The organism is Methanofollis fontis (genome assembly GCF_004297185.1).
GTDB lineage: Archaea > Halobacteriota > Methanomicrobia > Methanomicrobiales > Methanofollaceae > Methanofollis > Methanofollis fontis.
Window position 1 is genome coordinate 43,683 of record NZ_PGCL01000007.1, and the last position, 15,806, is coordinate 59,488.

The window sequence follows — 15,806 nt, forward strand, 5'->3', positions numbered from 1 at the left end:
CGGCCATTCCATTCCTCAAAGCGTTTATACTATGCTCCATAACCTTATGGAACAGGCGGCATGCCACTCCGGGGCATGCCCGGGGGCTGAATGAAGCGGTCTCAGTGGAAGTGGCTGTTTGTCTCTCTGGGTTTCAGTACGGTCGTGCTCGCGCTCGTCCTCTATTTCACCTTTGACGAGTCGACGATCGACTACCTCAAACAGCTGAACCCCTGGTGCCTGCTCCTGGCGCTGCTGGCCCATGTCGTCGCCCTCGGTTTCTGGGCCGGTCGGATGAAGTCCATGTCGCGGTCGCTCGGCTACTCGGTCGGTTTCTTCCACTGTCTCAATGCCGTGTTCGCCAACCTGCTTATCGCCGCCATCACGCCGTCGCAGGCAGGCGGCGAACCGGTGCGCATCCATGAGCTCTACCGCGCCGAAGTGCGCCTCGGTGACGCCACGGCCGTCGTGATCATGGAACGTATCCTGGACGGGGTCGTCCTTGTAGCGATCAGCCTGGTCTCGATGCTCCTTCTCGGGCAGCAGTGGCAGAGCATGGCACCCGGCCTTGCAGCATTCATCTATCTCTCCTGGGGCCTGATCGCCGTTCTCGTGTTCTTCTTTGCGTACTCGGTGAAAAACCCGCAGATGCTCAAAGACCTGCTCAGACGCATCTCAGTCTGGCTGGAACGCCGGAAACGGCGTCGCAACGCCGAAAAATTAAACGCACTCCTGGAGCGGATCGACAATGAGGTGGACAATTTCCACGACAGCCTCGGGCGCTTTGTCAACCACGGCAAGGCGGGTCTGGTCTGGGGAACCCTTTTTACCGCCATCTTCTGGACGATCGAGTTCCTGATCCCCTCGGTGATCCTGGTGGGTCTCGGGGAGAAACCCTATTTTGTCGAGTCCTTCATCGCCCAGATCATCATCGCCCTGCTGATGATGATCCCCCTCACGCCGGGCGGGTCCGGGGTGGCCGAGGTGTCGGCGACCTCGATCTACGGCATGTTCGTAAACTCTTCGATTCTGGGGGTGTTCGTGCTGTTATGGCGGATGATATTCTACTACTTCAACATCTTCCTCGGCTTTGCTGCCAGTATCGGGATCCTGCAGCGCGAGGTGAAGCGGGACCGCCGGTGCCGCAACCATTAACCATGATGAGGCGATCTCCTCTTCATGGTTGCCGTCGATGCCTCGGTGCGGGGTGTGTTCTTTACTGCCGCCTCCGGAGGGGCGGTGCCGGCCGTTCTTCTTGAACTCTCACCTGGCAGGGCGCTGCCGATCTATATCGGGCTCTGGGAGGCGATATCGATCAATAATGCGCTGAATAATGATCTCCTCCCCCGCCCGGGCACCCACGACCTCTTCATGTCGATGCTCGATTCCTATGACATCAGGGTGGAGGGGCTCCATATCGACGATCTCAGGGAGGGCGTCTTTTATGCCCGCCTGCTCTCGGTCAGGGACGGTGGAGAGGAGAGTCTTGACTGCCGGCCAAGCGACGGTATCGCCATCGCCCTCCGGGCCGGTGCCCCGATCACCATTGAGGAGGCGGTTGTCGAGGCGGCGGCGGTGGACGAGGCCGATCTCCCCGACTATGTTGACCTTGCCTCCTACCTCTCCTGAACTGCTTATCGTCTTCGTGCCGCCAGTTCGGCCAGCACCTCATCGAATGTCAGGCCCGCCGCCTTGAGGGCGATCATCAAATGAAACAGCAGGTCGGCGCCCTCTTCGATGCTCCGCTCTGGCACGCCGTTCTTGACGGCCAGAATGAACTCGGTCGCCTCCTCGCCGACTTTTTCCAGGGACTTGTCGATCCCCTTCCGGTGGGTGAGCACCGAACTCACATAGGAATCGGTCGAGGGGTGGTCGGCCCGTTCGCAGATCACCGCCCAGAGGTCGGCGAGCACGTCTGAATCGCTCATGCCTCCTCTTCCTCCCCCTCCGCCGCGGCCGCCGGGGTGAGCACGACGTCCCCGATCTCATCAGAGAAGAAACGCTTCACCAGCATCCGTGCCTTCTCGATGGTGCTGCCCCCCTTCCCGATCGCAATGCCGAGGTCGGTCTTTCTGCAGACGACCACATTCATCTTTCCGCTCTCCTCGTCTATGGAAACTCCGGCCACCTCGACCGGCCTGAAGATGTTGGCGATGAAGGTCTCCTCGTCTTCGGCGTACTCCACCATCTCGATCCGCCTGCCGAGCACCTTCTGCATTTTTCTGATATTTTCACCTTTTTTTCCGATTGCAAGTCCCATGTCGCCTGGTTTGATCACATAGATCACCCGGTCGAAGCGGTCGTCGATCAGGCAGTCCACCGCCACTGAACGTGTGAGAATTCTCAGTTCCTCGATATATCGTCGCTCTTTAAATCCAATATTTCTGTCCATTGTTGATATCCTTTTGAATTTTGATATACTCTAATATCTGTTCTGTTTATGGTTGAGTGGTCTGTGATGTGCCCATATATATTTTCTCTGGAGCAAAAAAAGGTCGCCTGACCGGTGATATGCCGGTCCGGCGGGAATGGCACTACGATGATGGTTCTGTTACTGTGTGGCATGTCCCGTCAGATGGGTGTGTCCGACCATCTGCCGGGGACAACCGCCCGTATTGTCGGTTGTCGTATATATTTATTTCCGTTTGGTCTGGACGGTGTGGTGGGCCCCCACGCCGCCCTGACGACACCGCTCCGCGTTTTCCCCGATAATGAGGGCGAGTGCATCGGTGCAGTGCGAGGGCGCCAGATAGGGCAGGGTGCGGAGGGCGGTTCGGTCGGTGTTGGAGACGGCGTGGAAACCGCCGATCGCCCCGTGGACGGTGCCGTGCCCCCGCACATCCTCGATGATCGTGCTGATGTGCGGATGGGCGCACCCCGTGATGATGAAGAAACCATCCGCTCCCTCCAGGGCCAGCGCCTGTTCTGGAATGGCGCCGGCCAGTGGACCGGTGGAGAAGATGCCGGGAGCGATTTCCTGCCAGTCCCTGACGATATGCATCCGGGCGACGCTCTGTACTGCGGTCTTTGTCTCATCAGAAAAGGTATCCAGGAGGTAGACGTCGAGATCGGGGTTTCTGCCGAGCACGGCGGCGAGTCCGCCGATATGGTCCCAGTGGTCATGGGAGAGCACAAGTGTGCGGATATCTGCGGGATCGATCCCCAGGGCCGCCATGTTGGAGGCGAGGACCGCCGCATCGCCGCCGGTGTCAAAGAGGAGGGCGGCCTCCTTGATATAGCAGGAAAATCCCCACTCCGTCTTGAGGCGGGAGTCGCCGGGGATGTTGTTGTAGATCTCGGTGATGGTAAACATAGCAGATCGAGCGCTCTATCCCTGCATAACAGTATTTATTGGGGTAATTGCCGGGATCGGGGAGAAAAGAAAAAAGGGGGGTTAGCGGCAGAGGTAGGTGATGCTCACCGATGCCGTGACCTTCACATCGCCGGTCTCGATGGGGGTCGGCACCGCCCCGGCAGCGCTCTCCACCATGTCATAGGCGCGGTAGTTGCCGTACATCGGGACATATGTCCCGCCGATGGAGATCTCCTTGACGCCGGTGATGGTCATGTCGGCAGCGACGGCGACGGCATCGGCATCGGAGCGTGCCTGATCAACTGCCTTTGTCAGCGCCTCGCTCCTGAACTGCTGCTGCCGCTCGGTGCTGAGCGTGAAGTAGAGGTTGTTCACCCGGTTTGCCCCGTTTGAGACCGCCAGATCGATGATCTCGCCGGTGCGGGTGACATCGTTCAGGGTGACCTCCAGCGTGTTGGTGACATGGTAGACGATGGTGCTCCCACCGAAGGGTCTTGTTTCGTCCTGTTTTTCGGGATAGATGTTGTAGCCGGTGGTCTTCAGATCTTCAGGGGCGATTCCGGCCGCCTTGAGGGCCGCGATCACGCCGTCCATTGCTGCGGCGTTTGCCGTCTGGGCTACCTTCGGATCGGTGTTCTGGGTCTCGACGGCAAAGGATATCACGGCGCGGTCCGGGGTTGTGGTGACCTCGCCGGTGCCGGACGCATGGATCAGGCGTTCGTCGGTGCTGTCGGTGGCGGCGCTGGCGCTCCAGACGCCTGCCGCCAGCAGCACCAGCAGTGCCGCACAGAGTGCGAGTGTTCGGGTCTTCATGACAATCATACCCTATTCTGGCATCTGAATAGAAATACCTTCCCAAGAGTTCAAAAAAATTCGCAGTTAATATCTCATGGATCGCGGATCAGGGGGATTTTTGTGGGTTTTTGTGGTGTGGTGGATGGGGGTTCCGCCTCCCGCCCCCCCCGGTCATTATGATAGGGGCGAGGACAGTATTCGGGCTCGTCCCCGGGTGAAGGATTCGTCCCGTCAATCATCATGGGACAGAGGAAACCACCAGCAGAATAACTCACCTCCTCTTCATACCCGCGGTTTCAACGATCTGCTCCCTATCCTATCGAGGGTGTGGGCCCGGGCGGGGTCTCCCCTCCCGGTCCGGGGCGATTAATTGATCGCGAACAGCATGGGACGGGGGGTTCCACCCCCCGCTCCCCCCGGTCAATACGATAGGGGACGGGGGCAGTATTCGGGCTCATCCCTGGGTGAAGGATTCGTCCAGTCAATCATCATGGGGCAGAGGAACCCACCAACAAAGATAATCCGCATCAGCCCCATTTCCACGGCTTCAACGATCTGCTCCCTATCCCGTCGAGGGGGGGGGTCCGTGCGGGGTCTCCCCTCCCGGTCCGGGGCGATTAATCGATCGCGAACAGCATGGGACGGGGGGTTCCACCCCCCGCTCCCCCCGGTCAATACGATAGGGACGGGGACGGTTCTGCGGAGCATCCCCTCATACGTGGGTTCGTCCCGTCAATCATCATGGGACAGAGGGACCCACCAGCCAGAATAACCCACATCCTCTTCATATCCACGGCTTCAATGATCCGCTCCCTATCCTATCGAGGGGGTGGGTCCGGGAGGGGCCTCCCCTCCCGGCCAGGTGCGATTAATCGATCGCGAACAGCATGGGACGGGGGTTTCCATCCCCCGCACTCTCCATATATCTACACGGGCAGGGGCCACCCCTCAGGAAAATGCCCGGAATGTGCCTATTCAGCCCGACAATCCCGCATGCACCTGGCTTTACGCTCAACTATTTCCGATCGCCCTCATCGGCGCCTGAGGAGAGGGACCCGATCAGGCGGGCGATGAAGACTGCCATGAAGAGCGAACCGGAGATCGCCTCGAGATAGGCGAGGGAGCGTACCGGTGCGGTGAGGGGGGTGATGTCGCCGTAGCCGACGGTCGTGAGGGTGATGAAGCTGAAGTACAGGAAATCAGAGAAGACCATGATGCCGCCGGGACCACCCCCGCCGGAGAGCATGAAGGTCTCCGGGCTGATCGCCGCTGCAACTGAATAGGCGTTTGCCCAGGTGATCCCCATCAGCAGGTAGATGGCCACGGCCCCGAAGATCATGTCGTCGGTCAGTCTGCCCCTGATGATGGACCGCAAAATGGCCAGGGTGGTGAAGCTGTAGAGCAGGATGGAGGAGATCCCCTGCGCCAGGACAATGTGGGGGTACTGGAAGAAATAGTCAGACCAGCCGATGCCGATCGCCGGCACCGCCAGAAACACGGCAAAGTAGAAGGGCCCTCGCCGTTCGCTCACAGAGAAGACTGCTGTTATCAGGGTGGCGGTGGAGACGATCTTCAGGGCGAGCATCCCGATCGCCGAATTTTCGAGGTAGGGGTAGAGCACCAGCAGGAGGACGAGCGGGAGGGCGAGCAGCAGATATTTATGCCCTTCAAGCCGCCGGTGCACCCGCATGCCGTGGGCCACGATATCATCCGCATCCCCGTTTCCCGTCATTTATCGCCCTCTTCAGTCCGCAGTATCCCTCTGGTCTCTTCTGATATGGTCTTTTTCTTTTTTCAGCAGTCCGCACCGCCAGGAAACGACTCAATCCTGTATGCGTGGGTGAGCGGTTCCATCATGGATTCACTCTGCCTGGACGGGCGACCGGGTGGTGCCGTGAAAACCTTAATCGTCCGGTGAATTTGAGATGTATATGGAAAATATGCCGAAAAAAAAGCATTCTTCGTCCGGTGACGCTGCCGGGCCCTGTGGGATGGTGTCCGATCCCCCCATCGGAGACCTCCACGCACCACGCGGCCGTCGGCGGTGCGATCTCTGCGGGGAATGGTATCTGCCGGACTCCTCTTCTGACCAGAATGCCGATCTCTGTCCGGTCTGCCGGCGCACCTCTGTACGCATCTGCCCCTACTGTGAACGCCCGTTCAGGACGGACGCATGGCTGCACGATATCTGCCCGGAGTGTTATGATGAGCAGGAGTGGCGGCAGTGCGGCGGCCGCGGGGATGAGGGCGAAGAGGATTTTGACAGCCTGGACGGCTACTGACCCGCTCTTTTATTCCCCTTCTGCCGCAGGATCAACCGCAGGTTCGGGACGATCATATACACTGTGAACCCCCCGCCGATACGGTGACTCTCCGGCCGATAGACCGAGAGGCGCATGAATTCGTTCTCCAGGTCTTCAAGTTGAGCACAGTATTCATCCCCGTCCTCCCTGCTGGACCGTGCGATGCGCTCTGCAGCGGGGAGGATCCGTTCCCTGAGCGCTGATACGCGTGTCTGGTTTACATCGGTCAGGAGCAGGCGTGAGGCCCGCCCCTGCAGGGTCCGAACGATGATCAGCTGGGCGAGCAGGATCGGGACGATCGGGAGCAGGCTTTTAAAGAGGGTGATATTCTCAAAGTCCATCAGGGTGTTCAGCGTCATGCCGGGCAGGAGCATGGCGGCGATAACCAGGGTGCCGGCAATGGCGGCGCCGACGCCGATGAATGCCAGAATCGTCACCGTGGAGCGGATCCCCCCCTGGATCCCCTCCTTCACGTCCTGCCTGATGTCGATGACATTGCGGAAAAAACCCGGGGAATAGGGCTTCATCCCCCAGATCACCGCATAGAAGAGGATGATTGCGATCGACTGCACCGCAATGATCAGGGTGATCATCAGGTCGAATTTGCCGGTGATGGCGCGGAAGAGGGCGAAGAGGATATCGATGGAGTATATCAGCCAGAACCCGGGTGCGAGGGGCTGACTGTTGATGAAGAAGAGGTTCCAGACGATCTCGATAATTCCGCTTGTGTTTGAGGTGACCGCACCCTTGATCGCTCCGATCTCCTTGAGTTTCCCGATATACTCAGTAATCTCCGATCGTTGCGGGAGCGCCGGACCCGCCCCGCCAGAGGGGATGAACATCATAAAGGGGTTGACCATATACAGCAGAAAACTCGCCACAATCCAGAACATGAAAAAGTCCGGAAGGGCAAACAGGAGAACCAGGATCACGCCGACCGAGACGGTGATCACCGCCCGTTCGCCAACACCCGCTCTCCTGTCCTCTCTGAGGGCAGACCCATACTCTTCGGCATCTTTCAGCGCCTCCCTGACTCCGGCGCAGAACTTCTCCGCTGCTCCGGCACAGCCCTCATTCATACACAAAATGAAGCCTGATGCCGATTAATTCTTTCCATTTATCCCTCTCTGCCGCGCCCTCCGTGAACGAATCTCAGTGATGCCGAGTTTATGCAGAAACGCCTGGAGGTCGGTGGTGGACCGTCGTCGAAGACATGACCGAGGTGGGCATCGCAGCGGGCGCAGAGTACCTCGGTTCTGATCATGCCGAATGTGCGATCGATACGCATCTTGAGGTTGAGTGCGGAGACCGGGGCGGTAAAACTCGGCCATCCGGTGCCTGAGTCAAACTTTGCATCTGAACTGAAGAGATCGGTGCCGCAACAGATGCACCGGTAGATCCCGTTCTCGTGGCAGTCATGGTAACGCCCGGTAAATGGCGCCTCGGTGCCCCCCTGCCGCGCAATCCTGAATGCCTCCGGGCTGAGGCGCTCCCTCCATTCGTCCTCGCTCAGGCGGCAGCGTTCCACCTCGAGGGTCTCGCCGGTCACCGCCCGGTAGATGGGTATCCGCTCCTTCTCCTCCTCCATGCTCCGGGGTGGTGCCGGCAGATAATAAAGAGGGGGGTCGTGCTCCTATTCTCCGATGATTGCGGTGAGGGTGATGGTGAAGGTGAGATCCTTTCCGGCCAGGGGGTGGTTGGCGTCCACGACTACGTGCCGCCGGTCGACCTTCCGGATCGTCACAAGGGACTGTTTTCCGTCTTTCAGGCTGATGCGTGCGACCCCGCCGGGAACCGGTTCTTCGGGGAGGTTCAGTTCGCTCCGTTTCAGCCTGAAGATCAGCCTCCTCCTGTACGGTCCGTAGGCCAATTTTGCAGGAAGCACCACACTTTTTGTCTCGCCCGGGGCCATGCCGTCGAGCGCCCCTTCAAAGGCGGGGTTGACCTTCCCCTCCCCGATCACCACCTCCTGCGGCTCTTCGACCTGATCGAAGATGGTGCCGTCGTCCAGGCGGCCGATATAGGTGACGAGAACGGTATCCCCCCATGCTGCATGGCGCATGGGATCCGCGTGCGCCGGGAGGGGTATTAAAGGTTGTATGGGGTGATTCCCCTCTCCTCAGAGGCGGACGAGGCGCACCTCTCTCCTCTCTGTCTCGAGGAGGGCGACCGTCGGCGTCCCGCTCAGGTATCCGCACGCTTCACCCGGGTTGATCTGGAGGCAGGTCCCGGACCGACCGATGAGGGGACGATGGGAGTGGCCTGAAACGATGGCGTCATATCCTCCCTCCTCGAGGAGGACGTTGTGGAGGGCGGTATCATGGCCATGGACCAGTCCGATGCGCATGGACCCGATCTCCACCTCTGCAGAATCGCCTCGCAGATCGATATTCTCCATCTCTGCAGCCGTTCGCATCAGGTGGTCCCGATCGCCGTCATTGTTACCGAACACCCCGATCAGAGGGGTGTTCAGGCGACCGAACTCTTTCAGGGCAAAGGGGGAGATGAAATCACCTGCATGGAGATTGAGGGCGGTGCCCTCCCGGTTGAACACGCCGATCGCCTCTCTAATCAGGGGGATGTTGTCGTGGGTGTCTGCAATGATGCCGACGAGCATACATCTGCCTCTGCACCGGTGGCAAAGAGGCTTTGCCCGGTCACCTGCAAATGAAAAAAATTATCAATAATGGAAGGAAACTTCTTTCTAATAATATGCGGACACCCGACCACACCCCCCCGACAGGCATGCCTGCCCGCCCAGAGCCCGATCAGGCGGTCATTGACGCCATCGGCGATGGCATCTGTATCATTGATGGGGGCGGGCGGGTGGCGCGGATCAATGCCGCCATGGAATCCCTCTTCTCTGTGGAGCGGAACCATGCGGGAGGGATGCCGACGTCGCACTTTTTCAGGGAATATCTCCTGCCCGCCCTTGTCTCTCCGGCAGGGGTTCCCCCTGATCTCCTTGCATCAGATGAAGTGTTTGAAATGTGCGTCGATTCCGGGGATGACGGGCATATCTGGCTTGAATATTCGGTTTCATCTCTCCCCCATGCCGCGGGGAGAATTGCTCTTTTCCGGAGGATCACGCGCTGGAAGGCGGCGGAGGAGCATCTGCGCCTCAGTGAGGAGCGATACCGCCTGATCTTCAACAGGAGTTATGACGCCATCCTGGTGTTCACACTCTCTGCCGATGGGCTTCCTGACCGGTTCGTTGAGGTCAATGAGGCTGCCTGCCTGCGGTTTGGCTATTCCCGGGAGGATGTGCTCTCTCTTTCGCCGCTCAGTCTCGTCCCCCCTGATCGTATGGGGCATCTTCTCGCTGTCATGAAGGGTCTGCTCCATGATCGCTCCGCCCTCTACAAATCGGCCCAGATCGCGGCCGATGGGCGGATCATCCCGGTTGAGATCAGTTCCCATCTTGTTCACATGGGTGACTATCCTGTTGTTATCTCAATATCCCGGGACATCTCTGAGCGCCAGCGGATCGATGACCTGAAGAGGCGTGCGTTCAACCAGATCGATGCAAACATCGAACAGTTTGCCACACTTGGCGATCATATCAGGAATCCGCTGGCGGTGATCGTGGGGTTATCCTCGCTGGAGGAAACGCCGTCATCGGTGCGAATCCTGGAGGCGGCAGAGCGGATCGACGCCCTTGTGGATGAACTGGACCGCGGCTGGATCCATTCGGAGAATGTCAGGCAGTTCCTCAGAAAACACTGTGGCTGAGGGCGCCTCCCTGGTTGAACGGATCTGATTAATTGATATTGGATTTCTTTTCCCTCTCCGGCCTTCCGGTGCGCTCCCCGCACAATGGCTATATAAAGTACGGGCAGAACAATAGTTTATGAATTCACGTTCTATTGCAATGCTTATTGCGATGGTCATGGTCTGTGCTGTCGCCTTCTGCGGCTGCACTGGCAGTCCGTCGACCGAAGAACCAACCACTACTGCTGCGCCGGCTGAAACACCTCTGTATGTTGTGGGAATAGACGGCGACTACCCGCCCTACACCTACATCGACGAGAACGGTGACCCGACCGGTTTTGATGTCGAGTCGATCCAGTGGATCGCCGACGAGATGGGCTTCGAAGTGACGATCCAGCCGATGGCCTGGGACGGGATCATCCCCTCGCTGCTGCAGGGCAAGATCGACATGGTCTACTCGGGCATGACGATCACCCCCGAGCGCCTGGAAAAGGTCAGCTTCTCCACGCCCTACTGGGTTGTCAACCAGTCGGTGGCCGTCCGTGAGGACTCTGAACTGAGCCTCGATGATTTCACGGCCGGGACAGTCGTCACCGGTACCCAGCGCAGCTGCACCGCCAACGACTGGATCGAGACAAACCTGGTCGAAACCGGCAAGCTCCCTGAGGAGGACCTCAAGCTCTATGACAACATCCAGCTCGCCCTTACCGATCTCCAGAACAAGCGTGTCGATGCCGTGATGTACGATGTCCCGGTCATCCGCACCTCCATCGAGGGCAAGCCCCTGAAGGTGCTCGGCACCATCCAGACCGATGAGGAATACGGCGTCGCCATCCGCAAGGAAGACACCGAACTCCTCGCCACCGTCAACGAAGGTCTCGCCAGGCTGATGGCCTCCCCGAAGTGGGATGAGCTCAAACAGAAGTACGAGATGGAGTAATCCCGGAGGGGGATTCCCCTCTATCTTTTATTATCATGGTGCCCAACCTATATCCGACGTGAATCCTCCCGACAGCACCAGGATGCCGGCTCCTGCCCCCAGATGTGGTGAGGCCGGGTGACGGATACGCTTTCTCTTGTTCTTGCAGCGGTCCCCTACATGCTCTCCGGTGTAGTGGTCACCCTCGGTCTGGTAATCGCCTCACTCGCCCTCGGGCTGCTGATGGGGGTTCCGATGGCTGTCGGTCAGGTCTACGGGCCGCGGCCCCTGCGGTGGCTGATTGCGGTCTATGTCTGGATCTTCCGCGGCCTGCCGAACCTGGTGCTGCTGTTTCTCTTCTTCTTCGGGATCTATCCGATCTTTGGTGTCGAGGTCCCCCCGTTTCTGGTGGCGATCACGGTGCTCGGGCTGCGGTCGGGCGCCTACCAGTCGCAGATCTTTCGGGGTGCGATCCAGGCGATCGGCGAAGGCCAGATGACGGCGGCGCGATCCCTCGGGATGAGCACCGGGCAGGCGATCCGGAGCATCATCCTGCCGCAGGCAATACGCATCGCCCTGCCGGGATGGTCGAATGAGTATCCGATCCTGCTCACCGACTCGGCGATCTGCTACGCGATCGGGGTGATGGAGATCCTGACGCGCGCGAACCAGATCGTTTCAAGGACGGCAGAACCGATGACGATCTATCTCGTTGCCGCCGTGATCTTCATCCTGCTGAACTATGGCGGCATCCGGGTGTTCTCGCGCCTGGAAAAGCGGATCAGCATACCAGGATTCGGAAAGGGAGCTCTGTAGCCATATGGAAAACGGCGACTATATCCTGCGAGTGGAGGACATCCACAAACGCTACGGTGACCGCGAGGTGCTGCGCGGCGTCTCGTTCAATGTTCGGAAGGGCGAGACAAAGGTGTTCATCGGCCCATCCGGGACCGGGAAGAGCACGCTTCTGCGCTGCATCAACCAGCTGACCCCGCCCGACCAGGGTCGGGTGTTCCTGCATGACGAGGAGGTGACGAACTCGGGTTCCCGGATCAACGCCTATCGTCAGCGGATGGGGATGGTGTTCCAGAACTTCTACCTCTTCGACCACCTGACGGCATTGCGGAACGTGGAGATCGCCCTTTTGAAGGTGAAGCGGATGGAAGCGAAGGCGGCGCGGGAAAAGGCGCTCTTCGAACTCCGTCGTGTGGGGATGGAGGACTGGGCCGACAACTATCCTGCCGAACTCTCGGGTGGTCAGGCGCAGCGGGTCTCGATCGCCCGTGCGCTTGCGATGGACCCGGACGTGATCCTCTTCGACGAACCCACCTCGGCGCTGGACCCGGAACTGACCCGGGAGGTGATCGAGGTGATGAAGAACCTCTCTCGAGACGGCATGACGATGCTCGTGGTCACCCATGAGATGGGGTTCGCCCTCTCGGCAGCGAGCGAGATCCTGTTCATGGAGCACGGGCGGATCGTCGAGCAGGGGTCGCCGGCCGAGGTCAGGTCGGGCAGCGGCTTCGAGCGCACCCGTGCATTTGTCGGAAAACTCGGGGATTCTGGAATGAGCAATGAGTGAAGCGGATTTTTTCCTGGATGTCCTCCTCCCCGCCCTCTCGAAGGGGGCGCTTATCTCGGTCGAGATGATCGCCCTTGCCGCACCCTTCGGACTCCTCGCGGGGATTGCCATCGCCACCGGGCGCACCTACGGCGGGTGGGGGATCATGCAGGTCTGCCGCTGGTACGTGATCCTGATCAAGGGCTGCCCGCTCCTGCTGTTGCTCTTCATCATCTATTATGGTCTGCCGTCCCTCGGGATCGTCTTCGAACCATTCGTGGCGGCGGTGATCGGGTTCATCCTCTGCAACGGCGCCTACAACTCCGAATATATCAGGGGCGCCATGCTCTCGGTGAAGGAGGGGCAGATGACGGCCGCCGAGGCGCTCGGGATGAGCCGCGCCCAGGCGATCCGCTATATCATCCTGCCGCAGGCGCTCAGGCGTGCCATCCCAGGGATTTCGAATGAGTTCATCTACCTGATCAAGTACTCCTCCCTCGCCTACATGATCACGGTGATCGAGCTCACCGGCGCCGGCAAGATTGTCGCTGCCAAGTACTTTGCCTATTTCGAGACCTTTGCAGTGGTGGGGATCTTCTATCTGGTGCTGGTGAGTCTTGCCACACTCGCCCTCGGGTATCTGGAGCGGAGGCTTGCCGTCCCCGGGCTGATGTCGTAAGAGGCGGTGTCCGGCGACGGAATATATCTCTATTGTTTAACTCATTATAATCCTATAGTGATGTCCGATTTTATGTCCCTCCTCGGGTATTGCGCCCGTCACACACCGATTCATAAAAATTAAATGAACCTCCTGCCAAACTCATCACGAATGCATTCCAAGATTGGTGGTGCCCTGCTGGTCCTCGTTCTTGCATGTGCAGTCTGTCTTGCAGGCTGTACCGGGAGCGAGGGTTCAGAGACTCAGGGTCCAGAGAACAGCGGCGTTACCGAAACGCCGGTGTATGTGGTCGGTGTCGACGGCGAATATCCTCCCTATTCCTACATCCAGAAGGACGGGAGCATCACCGGGCTTGATGTCGAGTCGATCCAGTGGATCGCCGAACAGAAGGGCTTTGAAGTGACGATCCAGCCGATGGCATGGGACGGGATCATCCCGGCACTCCAGCAGGGCAAGATCGACATGGTCTACTCAGGCATGACGATCACCCCGGAGCGGCAGGAGCAGGTGAACTTTTCCATCCCCTACCTGACGATCAACCAGTCGTTTGCCGTCCATGACGACTCGTCTGTCACGATGGACGACATCATGGCCGGGAAGGTCGTGATCGGTGCCCAGCGCGGGACCACCGGCGCCTTCTGGGTCGAGGAGAACCTGATCGCCAACGGCACGATGCCCAAGGAGAACCTGAAACTCTATGACAGCTTCCCGCTTGTCATCACTGATCTCCAGAACCAGCGGATCGATGCCTCGGTCTATGACCGCCCGCCGCACATGAAGGCGATCGAGGGCAAACCGCTCCACATCGTCGGTGAGATCTACACTGGAGAGGAGTACGGCGTCGCCATCCGCAAGGAGGACACCGGGCTGCTCATCACGGTCAACGAAGGGCTTGCCGAACTGATGGCATCCCCGAAATGGCAGGAACTCCTGACCAAGTACGAGATGGACTAGGCGGCCGAACCGGCTTGCCGATCCCTTTTTTTAGTGTTCAGGTGATGGGTGCCTGTCAGGGCTGCTGTCGATCATCCTTCTCATGCATTGAAGATGTTCCGGGAGTGAAACCCTCCATGCGAAACGGGGCCACATTGGGCCGGATGCGCGGTCTGTCACCCGTTAAGGTCGCAATTTCCCCTCGCCCCGGATAAATCCCAAACCTTTTCTAAAATGCCGCAATAATATGAGTATTTGAAAACTGCCCTTTGAAGGCGCCGAATGTCGCCCGGGCGGTTGAAAGGGAAAAATATGGACGTCTTTACGATCCTGATGGAATGGTCCCCGTATCTCCTCGAGGGGATCTTTATGACGCTTGCTCTTGTTCTGGCCTCTCTTGGTCTCGGTCTGCTCTTCGGGCTGCCGATGGCGCTTGGCCAGGTCTATGGGGGCAGATCCCTCCGGAGTGTGATCTCGGTCTATGTCTGGTTTTTCAGAGGTCTGCCTGTCCTCGTCCTGCTTTTCCTCTTCTTCTTTGGGATATTCCCCTCGATGGACCTTGACCTCTCCCCCTTCATGGTGGCGGTCGTGGTGCTCGGTCTCCGGGGCGCCGCCTACCAGTCGCAGATCTTTCGGGGTGCGATCCAGGCGATCGGCGAAGGGCAGATGACGGCGGCGCGATCGCTCGGGATGTCCCGCCTGCAGGCGATCCGCTATATCATCCTGCCGCAGGCGGTGCGGATCGCCCTGCCGGGGTGGTCGAACGAATACCCGACGGTGCTGACCGACACCTCGGTCTGCTATGCGATCGGTGTGGCCGAACTGCTGACCCGGACGACCCAGATCGTCTCACAGACCTATGTCACGATGCCGATCTACCTGGCGGCGGCGTGCATCTATATCCTGATGAACTATGCGGGCATGCGGGCGTTGAATCATATCGAAAAACGGATCAGTGTCCCGGGATTCGGACAGGGAGGTGCATAACCAATGGAACACGGCGACTATATCCTGCGAGTGGAGGACATCCACAAACGCTACGGTGACCGCGAGGTGCTGCGCGGCGTCTCGTTCAATGTTCGGAAGGGCGAGACAAAGGTGTTCATCGGCCCATCCGGGACCGGGAAGAGCACGCTTCTGCGCTGCATCAACCAGCTGACCCCGCCCGACCAGGGTCGGGTGTTCCTGCATGACGAGGAGGTGACGAACTCGGGTTCCCGGATCAACGCCTATCGTCAGCGGATGGGGATGGTGTTCCAGAACTTCTACCTCTTCGACCACCTGACGGCATTGCGGAACGTGGAGATCGCCCTTTTGAAGGTGAAGCGGATGGAAGCGAAGGCGGCGCGGGAAAAGGCGCTCTTCGAACTCCGTCGTGTGGGGATGGAGGACTGGGCCGACAACTATCCTGCCGAACTCTCGGGTGGTCAGGCGCAGCGGGTCTCGATCGCCCGTGCGCTTGCGATGGACCCGGACGTGATCCTCTTCGACGAACCCACCTCGGCGCTGGACCCGGAACTGACCCGGGAGGTGATCGAGGTGATGAAGAACCTCTCTCGAGACGGCATGACGATGCTCGTGGTCACCCATGAGATGGGGTTCGCCCTCTCGGC

Annotated in this window: 20 protein-coding genes; 11 read left to right on the top strand and 9 right to left on the bottom strand. The window is 59.3% G+C overall.

The genetic code is table 11. The features are described from left to right. Positions 1 to 90 precede the first annotated feature (90 nt). Together CUJ86_RS11110 and CUJ86_RS11115 are read left to right on the top strand one after the other, a co-directional pair. Positions 91 to 1,134, top strand: a complete 1,044-nt coding sequence (locus tag CUJ86_RS11110; RefSeq protein ID WP_130647648.1) for a lysylphosphatidylglycerol synthase transmembrane domain-containing protein — start codon at positions 91 to 93, stop codon at positions 1,132 to 1,134. 24 nt (positions 1,135 to 1,158) lie between these two features. Continuing rightward, complete coding sequence (locus CUJ86_RS11115; RefSeq protein ID WP_130647649.1) at positions 1,159 to 1,608, top strand: bifunctional nuclease family protein; 450 nt, start codon at positions 1,159 to 1,161, stop codon at positions 1,606 to 1,608. A 5-nt stretch (positions 1,609 to 1,613) separates the two neighbouring features. Here CUJ86_RS11115 and hisE read toward each other — a convergent pair whose 3' ends face one another. From hisE to CUJ86_RS11140, 5 genes are all read right to left on the bottom strand, one after another. Beyond that, positions 1,614 to 1,907 carry a phosphoribosyl-ATP diphosphatase gene (gene hisE / locus CUJ86_RS11120; protein ID WP_130647650.1) on the bottom strand — a complete coding sequence of 98 codons (294 nt, stop codon included), beginning with the start codon at positions 1,905 to 1,907 and terminating at the stop codon, positions 1,614 to 1,616. Then, positions 1,904 to 2,371 carry a NusA-like transcription termination signal-binding factor gene (locus tag CUJ86_RS11125; RefSeq protein WP_130647651.1) on the bottom strand — a complete coding sequence of 156 codons (468 nt, stop codon included), beginning with the start codon at positions 2,369 to 2,371 and terminating at the stop codon, positions 1,904 to 1,906. Before CUJ86_RS11125 ends, hisE begins: the two co-directional genes overlap by 4 nt. 243 nt (positions 2,372 to 2,614) lie before the next feature. Continuing rightward, a complete protein-coding gene (locus tag CUJ86_RS11130) occupies positions 2,615 to 3,292 on the bottom strand; it encodes an MBL fold metallo-hydrolase (protein ID WP_130647652.1) in 678 nt (225 codons plus the stop codon). 81 nt (positions 3,293 to 3,373) lie between these two features. After that, positions 3,374 to 4,105: an SIMPL domain-containing protein gene (locus tag CUJ86_RS11135; RefSeq protein WP_130647653.1), complete on the bottom strand. Its 732-nt coding sequence runs from the start codon at positions 4,103 to 4,105 to the stop codon at positions 3,374 to 3,376. A 997-nt stretch (positions 4,106 to 5,102) separates the two neighbouring features. Further along, positions 5,103 to 5,819, bottom strand: coding sequence for a potassium channel family protein (locus CUJ86_RS11140; protein WP_130647654.1), 717 nt, complete (start codon positions 5,817 to 5,819; stop codon positions 5,103 to 5,105). Positions 5,820 to 6,012: 193 nt separating this feature from the next. Here CUJ86_RS11140 and CUJ86_RS11145 point away from each other — a divergent pair, with 193 nt between their 5' ends. Next, positions 6,013 to 6,369 (top strand): hypothetical protein, encoded by a 357-nt coding sequence (locus CUJ86_RS11145; protein ID WP_130647655.1) that lies wholly within the window; start codon positions 6,013 to 6,015, stop codon positions 6,367 to 6,369. On the opposite strand, the gene CUJ86_RS11150 is transcribed toward CUJ86_RS11145, so the two are convergent. Genes CUJ86_RS11150 through CUJ86_RS11165 form a run of 4 tightly spaced genes read right to left on the bottom strand, consistent with a single transcriptional unit; the run spans position 6,363 to position 9,007 of the window. Next, on the bottom strand, positions 6,363 to 7,469 hold the full coding sequence (locus CUJ86_RS11150; RefSeq protein ID WP_130647656.1) for a hypothetical protein: 1,107 nt from the start codon (positions 7,467 to 7,469) through the stop codon (positions 6,363 to 6,365). The two genes, CUJ86_RS11145 and CUJ86_RS11150, sit on opposite strands and share 7 nt — an antisense overlap. Before the next feature lie 38 nt (positions 7,470 to 7,507). Continuing rightward, positions 7,508 to 7,978: a peptide-methionine (R)-S-oxide reductase MsrB gene (gene msrB / locus CUJ86_RS11155; protein ID WP_130647657.1), complete on the bottom strand. Its 471-nt coding sequence runs from the start codon at positions 7,976 to 7,978 to the stop codon at positions 7,508 to 7,510. A 45-nt stretch (positions 7,979 to 8,023) separates the two neighbouring features. Further along, positions 8,024 to 8,452, bottom strand: a complete 429-nt coding sequence (locus CUJ86_RS11160) for an FKBP-type peptidyl-prolyl cis-trans isomerase (protein ID WP_130647658.1) — start codon at positions 8,450 to 8,452, stop codon at positions 8,024 to 8,026. Positions 8,453 to 8,509: 57 nt separating this feature from the next. Then, complete coding sequence (locus CUJ86_RS11165; protein WP_130647659.1) at positions 8,510 to 9,007, bottom strand: metallophosphoesterase; 498 nt, start codon at positions 9,005 to 9,007, stop codon at positions 8,510 to 8,512. 128 nt (positions 9,008 to 9,135) lie between these two features. Between CUJ86_RS11165 and CUJ86_RS11170 the strand changes: the two genes are divergently transcribed. The 8 genes from CUJ86_RS11170 to CUJ86_RS11205 all read left to right on the top strand — a co-directional run. Then, positions 9,136 to 10,122: a PAS domain S-box protein gene (locus tag CUJ86_RS11170; RefSeq protein WP_165394896.1), complete on the top strand. Its 987-nt coding sequence runs from the start codon at positions 9,136 to 9,138 to the stop codon at positions 10,120 to 10,122. A gap of 118 nt (positions 10,123 to 10,240) precedes the next feature. Continuing rightward, the gene (locus tag CUJ86_RS11175; RefSeq protein ID WP_130647661.1) at positions 10,241 to 11,041 is read left to right on the top strand and encodes an ABC transporter substrate-binding protein; all 801 of its coding nucleotides are present in this window, start codon (positions 10,241 to 10,243) and stop codon (positions 11,039 to 11,041) included. Positions 11,042 to 11,158: 117 nt separating this feature from the next. Continuing rightward, positions 11,159 to 11,836 (top strand): amino acid ABC transporter permease, encoded by a 678-nt coding sequence (locus CUJ86_RS11180; protein WP_130647662.1) that lies wholly within the window; start codon positions 11,159 to 11,161, stop codon positions 11,834 to 11,836. 4 nt (positions 11,837 to 11,840) lie between these two features. Then, positions 11,841 to 12,602 (top strand): amino acid ABC transporter ATP-binding protein, encoded by a 762-nt coding sequence (locus CUJ86_RS11185; RefSeq protein ID WP_130647663.1) that lies wholly within the window; start codon positions 11,841 to 11,843, stop codon positions 12,600 to 12,602. Next, positions 12,595 to 13,260 carry an amino acid ABC transporter permease gene (locus tag CUJ86_RS11190; RefSeq protein WP_130647664.1) on the top strand — a complete coding sequence of 222 codons (666 nt, stop codon included), beginning with the start codon at positions 12,595 to 12,597 and terminating at the stop codon, positions 13,258 to 13,260. Before CUJ86_RS11185 ends, CUJ86_RS11190 begins: the two co-directional genes overlap by 8 nt. 150 nt (positions 13,261 to 13,410) lie before the next feature. Beyond that, a complete protein-coding gene (locus CUJ86_RS11195; protein ID WP_130647665.1) occupies positions 13,411 to 14,214 on the top strand; it encodes an ABC transporter substrate-binding protein in 804 nt (267 codons plus the stop codon). A 291-nt stretch (positions 14,215 to 14,505) separates the two neighbouring features. Continuing rightward, positions 14,506 to 15,180, top strand: coding sequence for an amino acid ABC transporter permease (locus tag CUJ86_RS11200; protein WP_130647666.1), 675 nt, complete (start codon positions 14,506 to 14,508; stop codon positions 15,178 to 15,180). Positions 15,181 to 15,183: 3 nt separating this feature from the next. Then, positions 15,184 to 15,806: amino acid ABC transporter ATP-binding protein (locus CUJ86_RS11205; protein WP_130647667.1), on the top strand; the 623-nt coding region annotated here is incomplete at its 3' end.

Excerpts from the sequence above, each read along its gene's own strand:
- CUJ86_RS11110 (WP_130647648.1), top strand. The coding sequence starts at position 91 with ATGAAGCGGTCTCAGTGGAAGTGGCTGTTTGTCTCTCTGGGTTTCAGT.
- CUJ86_RS11115 (WP_130647649.1), top strand. The coding sequence starts at position 1,159 with ATGGTTGCCGTCGATGCCTCGGTGCGGGGTGTGTTCTTTACTGCCGCC.
- hisE (WP_130647650.1), bottom strand. The coding sequence starts at position 1,907 with ATGAGCGATTCAGACGTGCTCGCCGACCTCTGGGCGGTGATCTGCGAA.
- CUJ86_RS11125 (WP_130647651.1), bottom strand. The coding sequence starts at position 2,371 with ATGGACAGAAATATTGGATTTAAAGAGCGACGATATATCGAGGAACTG.
- CUJ86_RS11130 (WP_130647652.1), bottom strand. The coding sequence starts at position 3,292 with ATGTTTACCATCACCGAGATCTACAACAACATCCCCGGCGACTCCCGC.
- CUJ86_RS11135 (WP_130647653.1), bottom strand. The coding sequence starts at position 4,105 with ATGAAGACCCGAACACTCGCACTCTGTGCGGCACTGCTGGTGCTGCTG.
- CUJ86_RS11140 (WP_130647654.1), bottom strand. The coding sequence starts at position 5,819 with ATGACGGGAAACGGGGATGCGGATGATATCGTGGCCCACGGCATGCGG.
- CUJ86_RS11145 (WP_130647655.1), top strand. The coding sequence starts at position 6,013 with ATGTATATGGAAAATATGCCGAAAAAAAAGCATTCTTCGTCCGGTGAC.
- CUJ86_RS11150 (WP_130647656.1), bottom strand. The coding sequence starts at position 7,469 with ATGAATGAGGGCTGTGCCGGAGCAGCGGAGAAGTTCTGCGCCGGAGTC.
- msrB (WP_130647657.1), bottom strand. The coding sequence starts at position 7,978 with ATGGAGGAGGAGAAGGAGCGGATACCCATCTACCGGGCGGTGACCGGC.
- CUJ86_RS11160 (WP_130647658.1), bottom strand. The coding sequence starts at position 8,452 with ATGCGCCATGCAGCATGGGGGGATACCGTTCTCGTCACCTATATCGGC.
- CUJ86_RS11165 (WP_130647659.1), bottom strand. The coding sequence starts at position 9,007 with ATGCTCGTCGGCATCATTGCAGACACCCACGACAACATCCCCCTGATT.
- CUJ86_RS11170 (WP_165394896.1), top strand. The coding sequence starts at position 9,136 with ATGCCTGCCCGCCCAGAGCCCGATCAGGCGGTCATTGACGCCATCGGC.
- CUJ86_RS11175 (WP_130647661.1), top strand. The coding sequence starts at position 10,241 with ATGAATTCACGTTCTATTGCAATGCTTATTGCGATGGTCATGGTCTGT.
- CUJ86_RS11185 (WP_130647663.1), top strand. The coding sequence starts at position 11,841 with ATGGAAAACGGCGACTATATCCTGCGAGTGGAGGACATCCACAAACGC.
- CUJ86_RS11190 (WP_130647664.1), top strand. The coding sequence starts at position 12,595 with ATGAGTGAAGCGGATTTTTTCCTGGATGTCCTCCTCCCCGCCCTCTCG.
- CUJ86_RS11195 (WP_130647665.1), top strand. The coding sequence starts at position 13,411 with ATGCATTCCAAGATTGGTGGTGCCCTGCTGGTCCTCGTTCTTGCATGT.
- CUJ86_RS11200 (WP_130647666.1), top strand. The coding sequence starts at position 14,506 with ATGGACGTCTTTACGATCCTGATGGAATGGTCCCCGTATCTCCTCGAG.